This window comes from Kiloniella litopenaei (assembly GCF_000982415.1).
GTDB classification, from domain to species: Bacteria; Pseudomonadota; Alphaproteobacteria; order Kiloniellales; family Kiloniellaceae; genus Kiloniella; species Kiloniella litopenaei.
Map to the genome: position 1 here is coordinate 185,984 of NZ_LANI01000018.1, position 14,537 is coordinate 200,520.

At 44.1% G+C, this 14,537-nt stretch carries 16 protein-coding genes and 2 tRNA genes; 15 read left to right on the forward strand and 3 right to left on the reverse strand.

Annotation, left to right across the window (positions count from 1 at the left end; all coding sequences use genetic code 11):
• The first annotated feature begins 99 nt into the window (after nt 1-99).
• Both WH95_RS12685 and WH95_RS12690 read left to right on the forward strand, forming a co-directional pair.
• Nucleotides 100-294, forward strand: coding sequence for a hypothetical protein (locus tag WH95_RS12685; protein ID WP_046507807.1), 195 nt, complete (start codon nt 100-102; stop codon nt 292-294).
• Between the two features lie 565 nt (nt 295-859).
• Nucleotides 860-1,327, forward strand: coding sequence for a hypothetical protein (locus tag WH95_RS12690; RefSeq protein WP_046507810.1), 468 nt, complete (start codon nt 860-862; stop codon nt 1,325-1,327).
• Between the two features lie 362 nt (nt 1,328-1,689).
• Here the strand turns inward: WH95_RS12690 and WH95_RS12695 are convergent, their stop codons facing one another.
• Complete coding sequence (locus tag WH95_RS12695; RefSeq protein ID WP_046507812.1) at nt 1,690-2,346, reverse strand: FkbM family methyltransferase; 657 nt, start codon at nt 2,344-2,346, stop codon at nt 1,690-1,692.
• Between the two features lie 356 nt (nt 2,347-2,702).
• Nucleotides 2,703-2,777: transfer RNA gene (locus WH95_RS12700), tRNA-Thr, on the reverse strand.
• Nucleotides 2,778-2,883: 106 nt separating this feature from the next.
• On the opposite strand from WH95_RS12700, the gene WH95_RS12705 reads away from it, so the two are divergent.
• The 8 genes from WH95_RS12705 to WH95_RS12740 all read left to right on the forward strand — a co-directional run bounded on the left by WH95_RS12705 (nt 2,884) and on the right by WH95_RS12740 (nt 9,217).
• A complete protein-coding gene (locus tag WH95_RS12705) occupies nt 2,884-3,144 on the forward strand; it encodes a hypothetical protein (RefSeq protein WP_046507814.1) in 261 nt (86 codons plus the stop codon).
• A 209-nt stretch (nt 3,145-3,353) separates the two neighbouring features.
• The gene (gene dcd, locus WH95_RS12710) at nt 3,354-3,908 is read left to right on the forward strand and encodes a dCTP deaminase (RefSeq protein WP_046507816.1); all 555 of its coding nucleotides are present in this window, start codon (nt 3,354-3,356) and stop codon (nt 3,906-3,908) included.
• A gap of 228 nt (nt 3,909-4,136) precedes the next feature.
• Nucleotides 4,137-5,426, forward strand: coding sequence for a UDP-N-acetylglucosamine 1-carboxyvinyltransferase (gene murA / locus WH95_RS12715; protein WP_046507818.1), 1,290 nt, complete (start codon nt 4,137-4,139; stop codon nt 5,424-5,426).
• Between the two features lie 32 nt (nt 5,427-5,458).
• Nucleotides 5,459-6,082 (forward strand): DUF2948 family protein, encoded by a 624-nt coding sequence (locus WH95_RS12720; protein WP_052742004.1) that lies wholly within the window; start codon nt 5,459-5,461, stop codon nt 6,080-6,082.
• A 76-nt stretch (nt 6,083-6,158) separates the two neighbouring features.
• Nucleotides 6,159-6,821 (forward strand): ATP phosphoribosyltransferase, encoded by a 663-nt coding sequence (gene hisG / locus WH95_RS12725; protein WP_046507819.1) that lies wholly within the window; start codon nt 6,159-6,161, stop codon nt 6,819-6,821.
• Entirely contained in the window at nt 6,811-8,103 is a 1,293-nt protein-coding gene (hisD, locus tag WH95_RS12730) for a histidinol dehydrogenase (RefSeq protein ID WP_046507821.1), read from the forward strand. Before hisG ends, hisD begins: the two co-directional genes overlap by 11 nt.
• A gap of 174 nt (nt 8,104-8,277) precedes the next feature.
• On the forward strand, nt 8,278-8,772 hold the full coding sequence (locus WH95_RS12735; RefSeq protein ID WP_046507823.1) for a UPF0262 family protein: 495 nt from the start codon (nt 8,278-8,280) through the stop codon (nt 8,770-8,772).
• A gap of 1 nt (nt 8,773) precedes the next feature.
• Nucleotides 8,774-9,217, forward strand: a complete 444-nt coding sequence (locus WH95_RS12740; protein ID WP_046507825.1) for an arsenate-mycothiol transferase ArsC — start codon at nt 8,774-8,776, stop codon at nt 9,215-9,217.
• 2 nt (nt 9,218-9,219) lie between these two features.
• Here WH95_RS12740 and WH95_RS12745 read toward each other — a convergent pair whose 3' ends face one another.
• Nucleotides 9,220-9,993, reverse strand: coding sequence for a substrate-binding periplasmic protein (locus WH95_RS12745; protein WP_082114136.1), 774 nt, complete (start codon nt 9,991-9,993; stop codon nt 9,220-9,222).
• A 274-nt stretch (nt 9,994-10,267) separates the two neighbouring features.
• On the opposite strand from WH95_RS12745, the gene WH95_RS12750 reads away from it, so the two are divergent.
• From WH95_RS12750 to WH95_RS12770, 5 genes are all read left to right on the forward strand, one after another.
• A complete protein-coding gene (locus tag WH95_RS12750) occupies nt 10,268-10,858 on the forward strand; it encodes a Maf family protein (RefSeq protein WP_046507828.1) in 591 nt (196 codons plus the stop codon).
• A gap of 6 nt (nt 10,859-10,864) precedes the next feature.
• The gene (locus WH95_RS20660) at nt 10,865-12,058 is read left to right on the forward strand and encodes a ribonuclease E/G (protein ID WP_052742005.1); all 1,194 of its coding nucleotides are present in this window, start codon (nt 10,865-10,867) and stop codon (nt 12,056-12,058) included.
• An 18-nt stretch (nt 12,059-12,076) separates the two neighbouring features.
• Nucleotides 12,077-12,262: a DNA gyrase inhibitor YacG gene (locus WH95_RS12760; RefSeq protein ID WP_046507830.1), complete on the forward strand. Its 186-nt coding sequence runs from the start codon at nt 12,077-12,079 to the stop codon at nt 12,260-12,262.
• 126 nt (nt 12,263-12,388) lie between these two features.
• Nucleotides 12,389-12,464, forward strand: a tRNA-Phe gene (locus WH95_RS12765).
• Nucleotides 12,465-13,082: 618 nt separating this feature from the next.
• The gene (locus tag WH95_RS12770; protein WP_046507832.1) at nt 13,083-14,462 is read left to right on the forward strand and encodes a TolC family outer membrane protein; all 1,380 of its coding nucleotides are present in this window, start codon (nt 13,083-13,085) and stop codon (nt 14,460-14,462) included.
• The last annotated feature ends 75 nt before the right edge of the window (nt 14,463-14,537 follow it).

The window sequence follows — 14,537 nt, forward strand, 5'->3', positions numbered from 1 at the left end:
ACCTTTTTTTCTACATTCGCAGCATATTTTCGGATACTGATTTAATATAGTTTTAATTATTTGTTCTTATTTTGTTCCTGTTGATTTATGGAGAAAGTAATGACAAAACCCTTTAAAATGACACTATACGGTCCAGACGGTGTGCTTGTTTTATCTCGAGAATTGCCCTGGATTAAGTCTATTTCAATTGCACTTGATGTCTCTCAAAAGCTTTTGCTTCAGTATAGGGAGCAAGGTCATAAATCAGGTATGGTGGAGCTACAGGCGCAGGGTGTTTCTCATTGTCTGATATAGATCATTTGGTGTGTTTTGCCTTTTGACATGCCAATGACACAGTGCAAATTAAATTATTCTATATTTTCTTTTTAGTTATTGCCCTTACCAAGCAGATACGTCCAGAGCGGGCAGTTATATTGCGTTGTTCTTCTTTTCGACTCAGGTCTTCCTGCTCATTATCAAAAGGGTCATGAGCCCTATTTTTATTGACAGAAACGGTGACCCATTTTTGTGGTTTTGGGGCGTCACGCCGAATCAGAATGCATCGTCTACCCAGAATTTATCCACAACACTGAACCTGACAAAATTAATCTGGATAATCGGCAGATCATTCAGCCTAGTGTCATTCTGGACATTTCACAGAATTAGCAAAATAATTATTCTGTGACGATCACGGCCTGACAAAGCTGGGGCATTTCACGAAATAGTTCCTTTGCTGATGTCATTTCCCCCACTGCAAACTTGATTGCTGTATGGTTTGGTTTTTTCAAACTCGGGACAACGTATCGTACTGTCTTGGGAAAATCATCATCTGTTATTGACGAGATACTGTTCTTAACTGCTGGGGAGTGAGGGTGTTCGAATGCAAAAAGTAAGAATAATACAGGCCGTAACAAGGAAAATATCGGAAATAGAGGCAACACTTTCCGATCAAGGTGTAACTATTGAGATGTGCGAAGATTTTCAAAAACTGGAAAAAATTTGCAACTCAATAGAAGGGCGTAAAAAACTTTCAGAACCCTTTAGCGCAAAATATTTCGATATCCTGCCACGTGATGGGTTTTGGATTAACGGGGTGAACGAAGAAGGGAAAACGATCAGTACTCAGGTCATGCGACTTTCCGAGTTGGGTGATACGAACTTGGCCACGTTGTGGCAACAACAGCTAAAGCGACTGCATGGCGGAAGGTTAATGCAAACATCAAGTCCTGGCGCTCAACGTATAAGTGGCAAGGTTGTTTACCACGGGGACGTTTGGGTTGATCCTGTACAGGTTTCTGCCCAGTTCTGCCCAAAGACCTGGGCTGTCACTGATGTATTTCCGGCATGAATAAGCGGGGGGATACGATCTTCCCGTTGGATAACGGATATCTGCAAGTTTTCCAATATGCGCGTGGTTGCTTGATCGCGGCCAATAATGCCACCGGAATTTTCCCACCACTCCAGCCCTTGCGTTAACAGGATATCGGCTTGATCCGATGGCAAGGCTATGGGCGCTAATGTGATAACATCTTTTGTCATCAAAACTTTACACAGCAAGAAACACACTACGAGCGAAAAGAAACAATGCCATTAATAGGCGTATTCGGCAAAGAAATAACGTAGTTATGTGTGCTGAAAATTCCTAGTGGTAATATTGGTAATATCAGCTTTGAGGCAATTATATTTAATGAACTATCTCTTAAGGTCGCATTAATGCCATATGTATAGTTTATGTCTATCATTTAGATATTTTTTGATTTTATGTTCACGTTCCTCAATTATGTGTTTACTATTTCCCGTCATATACTGGCTATGAAATTCTATAAACATAAAGTCAATTTTATCGAGAAGCTCTTCTTTTATTAACTTTTCGAGAACATCATATTCACTGGACTCAATATCCATTTTTACAACTATTTGATCATAATGGGTTTGTTCTCTAAGCAATCTGGCAAAGTCGATAGTTTTGACTTTTGTCGCTTTGGAGGAATCAGAACTATAAAGAGCGCTATTATGGTTCTCAATAATTGAGGCTCCATCAGATTGTGATCCTCTATTGTCCTCGACTAAACCGAATAGATTCATATCACCATCCGCAGTCCATACTGCGGCTTCGACTATTTTGAGATTCTTAATGTGATTATATTTTTCTTTAAGAACCGAGACACAATTTGGATTTGGTTCTAGCAAAATATAATCATAAAATTGATTGGGGAAATATTTTCGAAAAAATGAAAAACCCTGCCCAAGATTAGATCCGCAATCAATAAAGAGACGTTTTTTATTGTTTTGCATTAGAAAAAGGCGAATTTTATGAAGATTAAAGATCCATCTTTTTCTTGCGCGAGCTATCCAAGAAATTTTCATGTAAGATAAAAGCCTGCTAAAGTGTTAAATTTCCGACGATGCATGAAGTAATTTGTAATCACTCAGATATAGGCTTGTATCTAAAAAGAGAAGATTTGCAAAGAATCCTTTATAAATAATACATGAGAGATGTCGTTGATTTTTTACAGTAAATTTATTGGCAAGGTTTAAGGGGAACTTAAAATTATTTTCTATGATGGTTAGTCAAAATAATGATCAGATGGACTAATATGGGGGATGTGCTTTTAACTTCAAAAAGGTCTGATTTTTGACCGTTTTTGGTAATACTGTCCAAAAATTAAGCTTGATATGAAATTTGATGATTTAGTAACACATGGAAGTGTAATGAGAAAAAATGGTGCCGTGAGGTAGAATTGAACTACCGACCCCGTCATTACCAATGACGTGCTCTACCACTGAGCTACCACGGCTTTGTTTGGACGGGCGTTATATGCCTCTGCTCGCATTTTAATGCAAGTCTTATTTTTATCTTTTTGCAAAATTTTGTCATCCCTTTAAATAGGTAACTGATAGCTGATGGAATACTCGTTGGCAGTTTTGGTCGGTTTGAGGCTTGACCTTGGGGGCAAGACTTTGCAATCTGCGGCCATGACAGATCAAGACAAGACCGAAAGTTCGGCAGGCGAGAGCCTTACAGATAATAATCAGCGTAGCCAGAAGTCCATAAATGCTGAAAAGGAAATGGCGCAACGAACCAAAATCAGACTGGAGCGTGAGGCAAAGGCGTTGAGAGATAACCTCAAAAAAAGAAAAGGCCAGTTGCGAGAGCGAAAATAATTAGCTTGGGCACATTTTGTGCTGACCAAGTTTCAGGGGTGATCGCTCTGAATTTGTTTATACATCTTTGAGTAATTATCGTGGATAAATCTGCTGTTCTTCTGATCTTCAATCTTGAGCTTTGGGGCGGAAGACAGTAGAAGGCTTATGGCCTTGCGCTGCATGAACGCGCAAGAAAATGGAATCGGTGAACATTGGGAGGATATGCCGTGGGAATTATGCCGGATACTTGGATTCGAGAACAGGCCGAAAACCATGGCATGATTGAGCCTTATGTCGAGGCACAAAGACGTGAGGGTGTTATTTCTTACGGCGTCAGTTCCTATGGATATGACGCGCGGGTTTCCAATGAATTCAAAATCTTTACCAACGTGCACAATGCGATTGTTGATCCCAAAGAATTTTCTGATCAGAGCTTTGTGGAAAAAGAGGACGATGTCTGCATTATCCCGCCGAACTCTTTTGCCTTGGCACGGACTGTTGAATATTTCCGTATTCCACGCGATGTTCTGGTTATCTGCCTTGGTAAATCCACCTATGCTCGTTGCGGTATCATCGTAAATGTGACGCCGTTGGAGCCAGAGTGGGAAGGCCATGTGACACTGGAATTTTCAAACACAACACCGCTGCCTGCTAAAATCTATGCCAACGAAGGGGTCTGCCAGTTTCTCTTCTTGAAAGGCGAAGGTGATTGCGATGTTTCCTATGCTGATCGTGCAGGTAAATATATGAAACAGCGCGGTGTGACCCTTCCTCGTCTGTAGTGGGCCACGTCTGAAATGGACCACGTTTGTGATGGATCTCACCTTTGGGGGCAGATTTAAGAGGCGGTAAATCTAACTTAGGCTTTTTTCCGCCTGAACAGAGAGATGTAATAAGGCGATTTATTTTGGGAATTGAGATCCTTTAAACAAATCGACGCCACGATTTGAACAAAGCCTTTGGATAGTCCTGTCTGACAGTTGATAACCAGGCAGAAACGGTAAAGTACGATGGATAAGATTAAAATTCGCGGGGGTAACCCGCTTAAAGGCAAAATATGGATCTCTGGGGCTAAAAACGCGGCCTTGCCGTTGATGACGGCTTCTTTGCTGACTGATGAAGTTCTGACACTCAGGAACCTTCCTCACCTGGCTGATATTACAACCCTTGCAAATCTGTTGGCGCAGCACGGTGTTGAACTGCACATGAACGGTTCAGCAGGTAGCGAGGGGTGTGCTGGCCGGGTTCTTGAAATGCATGCCAAGACGATTGAGACCACGAAAGCACCGTATGAACTGGTGCGGAAAATGCGGGCTTCTATCCTCGTTCTCGGCCCTCTACTGGCCCGTGAAGGGCATGCGGAAGTGTCCCTGCCTGGAGGTTGTGCAATTGGTTCTCGTCCGGTTGATCTGCATTTGCAAGGTATGGAGCAGCTGGGGGCAGAAATCGAACTTAAAGAAGGGTACGTACATGCCAAGGCGCCAAAGGGCCTGATTGGCGGTGAAGTTATGTTCCCCAAGGTTTCCGTTGGTGCTACTGAAAACATTATGATGGCCGCGGTGCTGGCAAAGGGGACAACGCGGATGATTAATGCGGCGCGTGAGCCAGAAGTGGTTGATCTTGCCGAGTGTTTGATGGGAATGGGGGCTAACATTCAGGGCGCCGGAACGGATACCATTACGATTGAAGGTGTTGATCGCCTGCATGGATATACCCACACTGTTGTTCCGGACCGTATTGAGACAGGAACCTATGCCATGGCCGCGGCTATGACAGGCGGGGAACTGGAGCTGGTGGGGGCGAGACCAGAACATCTTCGTTCCATGATCGATCAGCTTGCTCAGGCTGGTGTTAGCATTGAAGAGCTTGAAAACGGCATGATTGCACGTTGTTCAGGAGAACGGGTGATGGGGACCGATATTATGACAGAGCCTTATCCGGGGTATCCGACAGATTTACAGGCGCAGACAATGGCCCTGATGTCCACGGCTGATGGGGCATCAATGATCACTGAAACAATTTTTGAAAATCGGTTTATGCATGTACCAGAATTATGCAGAATGGGTGCAAATATTACGGTGCATGGTTCTTCTGCATTGGTGAGAGGGCAAGCGAAACTGACCGGAGCCGAGGTAATGGCCACTGATCTGAGAGCAAGTTTCTCGCTTATTATGGCGGGGCTGGTTGCTGATGGTGAAACTGTGTTAAACCGTGTCTACCACCTTGATAGAGGTTATGAGCGCGTTGAAGACAAGCTTGCTGCCTGTGGTGCCGATATCGAACGTATCAAGGGTGAATAGGGCCTGATAGGAACAGTTGGGAATTTGAAGATATGACTGAGGGAAAAAGACTGAAGATCAGAGCGCGCGACGCCGAAGACATTCGTACACTCTCTGGCCTGCTTCAGGATTCCCTAGCCCCTGTTTGTGATGTGGCTTATTTACGCGAAGAGAAACGCTTTGTACTGGTCGTAAATCGTTTTTGCTGGGAAATGCTGCCACAAGAACTTCGTGAGCGTGCCTTGTCGGCACCTGATACACCCGAAGGGCAAGCCGAGCAGGATGATGTTTCCTTTGAAGATGTTGATGATTTGCCAACTTTTCATCGAGTTAACACCGGACTGTGTTTTGACAAGGTAAAATCTGTTCAAACCAAAGGTGTGGACCTCAAAAACAAAGATGAAATTCTCAACTTGCTGACAGTTGCAGCAATACCCGGTTACATTACGTTACATTTTTCGGGTGGAGCCGCTATTCGCTTGGTGGTGTCACAAATACGCTGCCACATGGATGATATCAGTGAGCCATGGCCTACGCTATACCAACCTCGCCATAGCCTTGATGATGCTGACAAAGAACAGGGTCAAAATACAGCTGCAGATGCTGGTCATGAAGATAAGAGTGACCATCCAAAGGGCGAGCATTCAGAGGGTACACGCTCCCCGGAAGAAGCGTGATAGAGAACAAATAAGATTATACAGGCTATAGAGAGGCTGTGTCCTCTGGCCTTAAAAAAGAAAACGGATAAATATTATGCCCAAGATCGAACCGATGGTCCTGGCTGTCCCGAAGGGACGTATTCTTAAAGAACTGTTGCCCTTGATGAAAAGTGCGGGAATTGTTCCCGAAGACTCATTTTTTGACGACAAGTGTCGTCAATTACGTTTTGCAACCAATGTTGATTATCTGGAGCTTATCAGAGTTCGCAGCTTTGATGTGCCGACCTTTGTCGCGTTTGGTGCTGCACATCTGGGTGTTGCAGGTAGCGATGTTATTATGGAATTTGACTATCCGGAAATATACGCACCTGTCGATCTTGATATTGGACACTGTCGTATATCAGTGGCTGCGCCATCGACGTTATTGGAAAACGAAGACCCGTCACAGTGGAGCCACATTCGTGTTGCAACGAAGTACCCCAATATCACCAAAAAATATTTTTCTGCGCGTGGTGTTCAGGCGGAATGTATTAAGTTGAATGGTGCTATGGAACTGGCACCAAACCTTGGCTTGTGTCGCCGTATTGTTGATCTGGTCTCTTCTGGGGCTACGCTTAAAGCGAATGGCTTGGCCGAAATTGAGCAAATCTCAGATGTTTCATCCCGCTTTATTGTAAACCGTGCGGCACTTAAAACCCGACCAGATGCAATCAATCACTGGGTACGCAGCTTTCAGGAGGCGGTAAATGCCAAGTGAACTTAAGACTGGTTCTGCCAATTTTGAAAGTCAGTTTGTTGATCTGCTTTCTTCGAAACGTGAAGTGTCTTCTGATGTAAATGATGCTGTTGCCGAAATTTTAGCTGATGTGAAGCGTCGGGGCGATAAGGCTCTGTTTGATTACACAAAACGGTTTGATCGCCTGGAACTGGATACATCTTCAATGCGTGTTTCTGCCGCTGAAGTTGAAGAAGCTGTTGCGTCATGTGATTCTGAATCGATCAAAGCGCTTGAGCTTGCGGGGCGACGGATCTCAGATTATCACGCCCGCCAGAAACCGGAAGATTTACAGTACACGGACGAGGTCGGTGTGCAGCTTGGTCATCGATGGACTGCTGTTCAGGCTGCGGGGCTTTATGTACCCGGCGGATTGGCAAGCTATCCATCCTCTGTGCTAATGAATGCTTTGCCTGCCAAAGTAGCTGGCGTTGAACGATTGGTCATGGTTGTTCCATCGCCGGATGGTGTTTTAAACCCGCTGGTTCTTGCGGCCGCTTCTATCGCCGGTGTTGATGAAATCTATCGTATAGGTGGGGCGCAGGCAGTGGGTGCTTTGGCCTATGGTACAGATACAATCAAGCCTGTGGATATTATTGTCGGCCCGGGGAATGCTTATGTCGCGGCGGCTAAGAAGCAAGTGTTTGGTACTGTTGGTATCGATATGATCGCTGGCCCATCAGAAATTCTGATCATTGCGGATGGACAAAATGATCCCCGCTGGATTGCCGCAGATCTTCTTGCGCAGGCCGAACATGATACCGCGGCGCAATCCATTCTGATTACAGATGATGCACGCTTTGCTGAAACGGTAAAGCAGGCCGTTGATATTCATTTACAGGCGCTTTCCAGAAGTGAAATTGCAAGTAAAAGCTGGCAGGATCACGGGGCAATAATCCTTGTTGATAATCTGGAAGAGGCAGTTGCCTTGACGGACAGAATAGCCCCTGAACACCTTGAAATTGCTGTTGATGAACCGCAAGCTCTTGCGGGTAAAATCAGAAATGCGGGTGCCATGTTCCTTGGCCGACATACAGCCGAGGTGATTGGCGATTATGTGGCTGGGCCTAATCATGTATTGCCGACTGCAAGGTCGGCACGCTTCTCTTCTGGATTGTCCGTGCTTGATTTCATGAAGCGAACATCCTTGATTTCCTGTGATGCACAAAGCTTGAAAGCTATTGGTCCTGCGGCTGTCACCCTTGCGAAGGAAGAAGGGCTGACAGCGCATGCTTTGTCTGTATCTTTGCGTCTTCAAGGCTAATTTTGTCATATTTTTAAAAGTCCTGACCCGATTTACACGCAAGGAATAAGGTGTAAATCGGGTTAATTCCTTTTCGATCCGGGCTTTACCTTTTTGTTGTTCCGCTGGCATAGTGATTGGATCACTGCTGTTGATAGTGGTGTCATACGAACGATGGTGTTTGGGGGACTGAAAATGGAACAGGATAGACAGAAAGCTTGTCACTATCTTTCCCATATCAGTTTAGATGAGGAATCTTTGGCACGCAGTACGCCCGATGTGGAAAAAGAGCGTGCGATTGCCATTTATGACATTCTGGAACAGAATCATTTTGTGCCTTTTGGTTCTGATGCCGGGCCTTATATTCTGGATTTGGCAATCGTTGAAAATCGGCTTAGATTCAGAGTTGATAAAGAAGGGGGCACATTTCTGTGTGAACACATTCTTTCTTTGACGCCATTACGCCGTGTTATCAAAGACTATTTTGCTGTATGTCAGACATATTTTGAAGCCATTAAAATGGCCAGCCCCATGAAGATCGAAGCAATCGATATGGGGCGTCGCGGGTTACATAACGAGGGATCTGAAATTCTGCAGCAGAGGCTGGAGGGCAAAATTGAAATGGATTTCAATACTGCTCGGCGTCTCTTTACCCTGATTTGTGCTTTGCATCATGTTAGGGGGCGCTGAGTTGAGCGATCTACCTGACGCCGTTCTTATTGCCTGTACACATAATGCTGTCAGATCTCCGATGGCCGAAGGCATTTTAAAGCATTTGCTTGGTCACAAGATCTTTGTGGATTCTGTTGGTGTGCGATCCCAAGAGATTGATGGTTTTGTCATCGAAGTCATGGATGAAATTGGTATTGATATTTCAAAGCATCGTGCGAAAAACTTCACAGATCTTGAAGATAGCTCATTTGATCTAATTATTAGCCTTTCGCCCGAAGCTCAACACTCTGCGGTAGAGATGACAAGGACAATGGCGTGTGATGTAGAATTTTGGCACACTTTTGATCCGACCCTTATCGAAGGTAGCCGGGAAACGAGACTGGAATCCTACAGACAGGTGAGGGATTTCCTGAAAAAGAAGATTGAAGAACGATTTACCCTGGATCTAAAACCGAATTTATAATGCTAGTTGGTAAGTTTAACATTGTAGGACGTTGGGTAGAGATTGTGTTTTGCAAACAAGGCTTCGAGCGTGCCATCAGCTTTTATTAGTTTATAACCTTTGCTCAGGCGTTCCGATACTATCTCTGCATCGGCTCTTTTTTTGCTAATGGCTGGATGGATGTCTTCTAAAAAAAGTGTTTCCAGATAGATGATGTTGTCAGCGTCATCCAGATTTTGAGTCTGTATGATATAATTCCCCAAAATGTTGCCGGTAAAAAGTATATCAAACCGCTTCTCGATAAGCATCTTCATGCCGTTAATTTCTTTGGGGTAGGGGACAAGCTTGATGTTATCATCAATTAATCCCTGTAAAACATTGGTATATGCTCCGCCTTTGAGGGCACCAAAGGTGTATTTTTTCAAATTTTTAAGCTGGGTGAGCTTAATTTCGCTATCATTCCGAACAAATAATCCGACTTCTGTAACCCAGAAAGCTTGTTCCGTATAGGTTACCCAGTCTTGATTTTCAGCGATAAATGTAGAGCAGGATATACCATCAATTTCACCACTTTTAGTCAGAGCAACAAGCCTGTTCCAAGGCAGTATCTGATGCTCAACATCGTAACCGACACGTTGTCCGGCAGTCTTTAAAATATCAACAAATAAGCCGTGATTTTTCTGTTGGCTGTCGACCAATGGTTTCCATTCGTTACAGGCGAGAACAAGTTTCTCTGCTTTTGCAGGAAAGCAAAGGAAAAGCATGGCGCACAGAATTGATGCGAAGCGCGACTTCATGCTTATTGTTTCTCCCTCACTAGAACAACAGATAGTAACCAAAACAGAAATTATACATAAAAGCTTAACAATTCCCTTTGATCAGTAAAGGTTTTTTACTGGTTTGTTTTTGGTGTCAGTCGTTAGGTGAAGGACATTGTTTGGGAATAGGAATTTTGTTATCTAGCCTAGATGTTATTAAAAAAGTATCCTTGCCCACATGTCTCGTCCAATAAGGTTTGAGGATTACGGGGCGGAAATTGTCCTGAACCTTAAAGTAAGAATTGTAGTATATATGAAACTCATTACTCGCCAGTCTTCTGCAACATTTGTATTGGCATCGGGTTCTCCGCGTAGAAAAGCTTTGCTGGAACAGTTGGGATTAGAGCCGGATGTCATCGATCCGGCTAATATAGATGAATCCCCGAAAAATAGAGAACTTCCTCTGGATTATGCCAAGAGAATTTCTTTGGAAAAAGGTACGCTGATAGCTGAGCGTCACGCAGGTGCATTTGTCCTTGCGGCGGATACGGTGGTTTCTGTCGGGCGTCGCATTTTACCCAAAGCAGAGGATGAATGTGATGCACGAGACTGTTTATCGTTGCTTTCTGGACGCCGTCACCGGGTCATAACTGGCCATGTTCTTGTTTTACCAAACGGCAAGGTGATAAAAAAGATTGTGACGACCGCAGTGAAATTTAAATGCCTGCACCCGAATGAAATAGATGCCTATATTGCTTCTAACGATTGGAAGGGCAAGGCAGGCGGCTATGCTATTCAAGGTGGGGCCGCGGTATTTATTCCTTGGATTAGTGGTTCTTATACAAATGTGGTCGGGTTATCGCTGCCCGAAGTTACAAATATGCTGGTTGGAAATGGTTTTTAATGCCGAATGACAAATGAAATCTATATAGATTATCTGCCTGGGTTAATTCGTGCAGCACGTTTGGTGAACGAAAAAATAGAAGATTTTCTGGTTCTGCGAGATGATAAGCCGCAAGTCGCAGGCAATCAGTATATTGGCCGAATTGCCGGAATAGACAAAGGGCTGGGCGCTGCTTTTGTTGATATTGGTCTAGGGCAATCCGGTTTTTTACCTCTTCAAAATATTCCAAAGTCGCTTGGAGGGCACAACGTAAGCGAAGGAACATATTTATGTGTTGAGGTCGTGAGAGAAGCCTTTGACGGTAAAGGCGTTCGGTTGAAAGCTCTCGTAAAAGAGAATATCCCTAATAAAATTCATGTCGTGAAGAGCTTCGACAGGCTGGGGGCATGGTTGCAGAGACAAAAAGGGCATATTGATCTTATTGAGGTCACAGATGCCGCCCTTGCTGGGCAGGTTAAGAAATCTCTTGATGCACTGTCTGTTGAGGGATCTATCCTCAAGCATTCAGCAAAACGACCTGATCTTTTTGAAGTTGTCGGTATTGAAGAGCAAATAGAATTATTGCTTCAGACCGAGATTCTTCTGCCATCTGGTGGAAATCTTTTACTTGAACAAGGAAGAACTCTCACCGCCATTGATGTCAATAAAGGAGCTATGCAGCACAATGGTGGGGTCGAAATGCTCCATTATCACCTGAACCTTGAGGCGGCAGCTGAAATTGCGCGGCAATTGAGGCTCAGAAACATAGCTGGGAGAGTTATTATTGATTTTCCCTATATGAAATTGGCCGAATATAAAAAGAAACTACAAGCCGCTTTAAAGGCATGTCTCAGTAATGACTCTGTCGGGCATAAATTGTTGCCGTTATATATGACTGGTTTGCAAGAGCTGACAAGAAAGAGGTCAGGATTGAGTTTACAGGATCTGTTACTAAGGCCTGTTGGTATAGGTGGGTTAGGGCAAGAAAAGGATCCAACTATAGTCGGATATGAGGCCTTGAGGCGGCTGTGGTCTGAAAATATACGAAATAGCCATGTCCAGGCATCTCATGTCCAGGCATCTATTGCTGCTTCTTATATGGTTATACAGTCGTTGAAAGATTGTGCCGCTTTACCGTATGTTGAGGAAAAAATAGGAAAAAAAATCACTTTGTCTGTGGAACCTGAAGCCGATGTTAGTGATTATGCTGTGTTTGAATAGAAGCATGTGTGCAAAATAATGTCAGAAAAAAAACTAAGTAAACTTATCTGTCCTGTATGTCGTGGAGAAGGGGTCGAAAAATACAAGCCTTTTTGTTCAAAACGCTGTGCGGATGTCGATTTGAATCGTTGGCTTGATGGTGGTTATCGGATTCCTACCGAAGAACGACCAGGAGGGAATGTTGATGATGACGAAATTTTGTGATTAAGAGCTTGAAAATATAAGAAAAAACTCTTTTTTTACATTTTCTTTGTAATAGGGCTAGACAGAGCCTGAATCATTTTCTATAAGCCCTTCATCGGCGGCCAACGAGTTTGGCAAGCCCACGGTGCCCAGATAGCTCAGTTGGTAGAGCAGCGGACTGAAAATCCGCGTGTCGGTGGTTCAAATCCACCTCTGGGCACCATTTTAATTTTCCCCGAATAATTCCAAATATAACTCAAAACTTTGATATGTGATTTCCTGTTTTGTTAGGGATCTTTATGCTCGTTTGGCTTGTCTTAATTGCCAAGAGGGTTTTTGAAGTGAACTGCTCATTGCTAAGAGCTAACATTATTATGGTTAATGTTGACAGCTTCGTCGGATTTGTTTTCTCCTCGAACTGCTTTTGATTGGGGGCATTTATTCATCGGTGAGGTGTCTTACGTTTAAGAAACACGCCCGGTAGGGGATTTGAGTTCAGGGTAAAACACCAATAGGGTGTAAAAAATAATGGAAATCCACAATTGAAACTTGAAGGTATTTGGTTTTTGTTATAGGTTCTGCCCAGAACAACAGATCTTATCTATAATGTATCTGGCAGGTGTAAGTATAATGTATGCTGCTAGAGTGTAGTGGATAAAATCGATTGTGGCTTTTTTGCAACAGGCATGTCTAAATGGCCTGAGTGTCTATTGGATTCTTGACATTGGAGACCAGTGGATTGTAAAAGAACCACAGTATTCTATTTGTTGGTTATGAATTAGTCATTTTATTTGCCTGTGATTCGTAGTGAACACGGGGAAGCATCGGGGGAAAAATACCAATGCGCCAGTTGGGTAAAACATTGGCAGTTAGCTTTAAAACCGTACTCCTAGCAAGTGCGTTTGCTGTGCCAGCTATGTCTTCTGCTCAGGCAGTAACTCTGCAAGAGGCAATTACACAAGCTCTTGCAACAAACCCGGATATTGGGGTTGTTGCTCATAATCGTGAGGCTGTTGACGAAGAACTTCGTCAGGCACGCGGCCTATACCTTCCGCAGATTGATCTTTCTGCAGGTGCTGGAATTGAAAGCAACGATGACTCAACGTCTCGTGCTGGTGGTGGTACTGGTAAGCACGATGTGATTAATCCCACTGATGCTTCTATCACTCTGCAACAGCGTATCTTCGATGGCTTCGAAGCTGGTGCAACAGTTGAACGTGAAAAGGCCAGAGTAGAATCTGCTGCTAATCGCGTACAGGAAAATGCTGAATTTCTCGCTCTTGATGCAATTGGCGCGTATCTAGAAGTTTTGAGACAGCGTGAGCTGCTTGACTTGGCTAAAAACAACCTACAGATCCACATCGATATTGTTGCTAACCTGCAAGAACGTCTTGCTGGTGGTGGCGGAAGTCGTGCCGATGTTTCTCAGGCTGAAGCCCGTGCGGCACGTGCCAGAAACACACTAACCACGACTTACAACGATCTTCGTGATGCGGAAGCTAACTATACACGTATCGTCGGTCACTTCCCAGAAGATCTGGATACGCCAGAAGCATTCTCTGCTGAACTGCCTGGTGGTTTGGATGAAGCTGTCGATCTTGCTGTAAACAGTAACCCTACAATTCGTATTTTCGAAGCAGATGTTCGTACTGCTGAAGCAGAAGTTGAGCTTTCTGAAGTTCCTTTCTACCCATCAGTAAACTTGGAAGCATCAACAGAGCATCGTGATGAATTTGATGCGACACCAGGTTCTTATGAGCAAAACAACTCTGTAATGCTTCGCTTGCGTTGGAACTTGTTCCGTGGTGGGATTGATCGTGCTGCTAGACAGGAAGCTTTGGCTCGTTTGTCTGAAAGCAAAAACCAGCGTTATAGCTCCGTTGTTGATGCTCAGCGTGAAATGCGTCAGTCTTGGTTTGCTCTGGAAGCAAACCGTCAGTCTGTAACTGACTTGGCATCTTCCGTTCAGTACAACACAGAAACACGTGACTCATATCGTGATCAGTTCGATGTAGCACAACGTACATTGCTTGACGTGCTTGATGCTGAAAATGAGCTTTTCACTTCACGTGGACAGTTGATTTCTGCAATGACAAATGAACAGCTTGCTTCATATCGTATTCTTGCTCTTAGCGGTCAGTTGATGGCTAATCTGGGTGTGCAAGCACCAGAGCAGGCACGTGTTGATCACAAATCTTGGGCTGATGGCCTGATTGAATAATCTCTTAAATGGGATATTTAAATCAAAGGGCGCCTTATAAGGCGCCCTTATACATTGAGAGGCAGAAAGATTTGC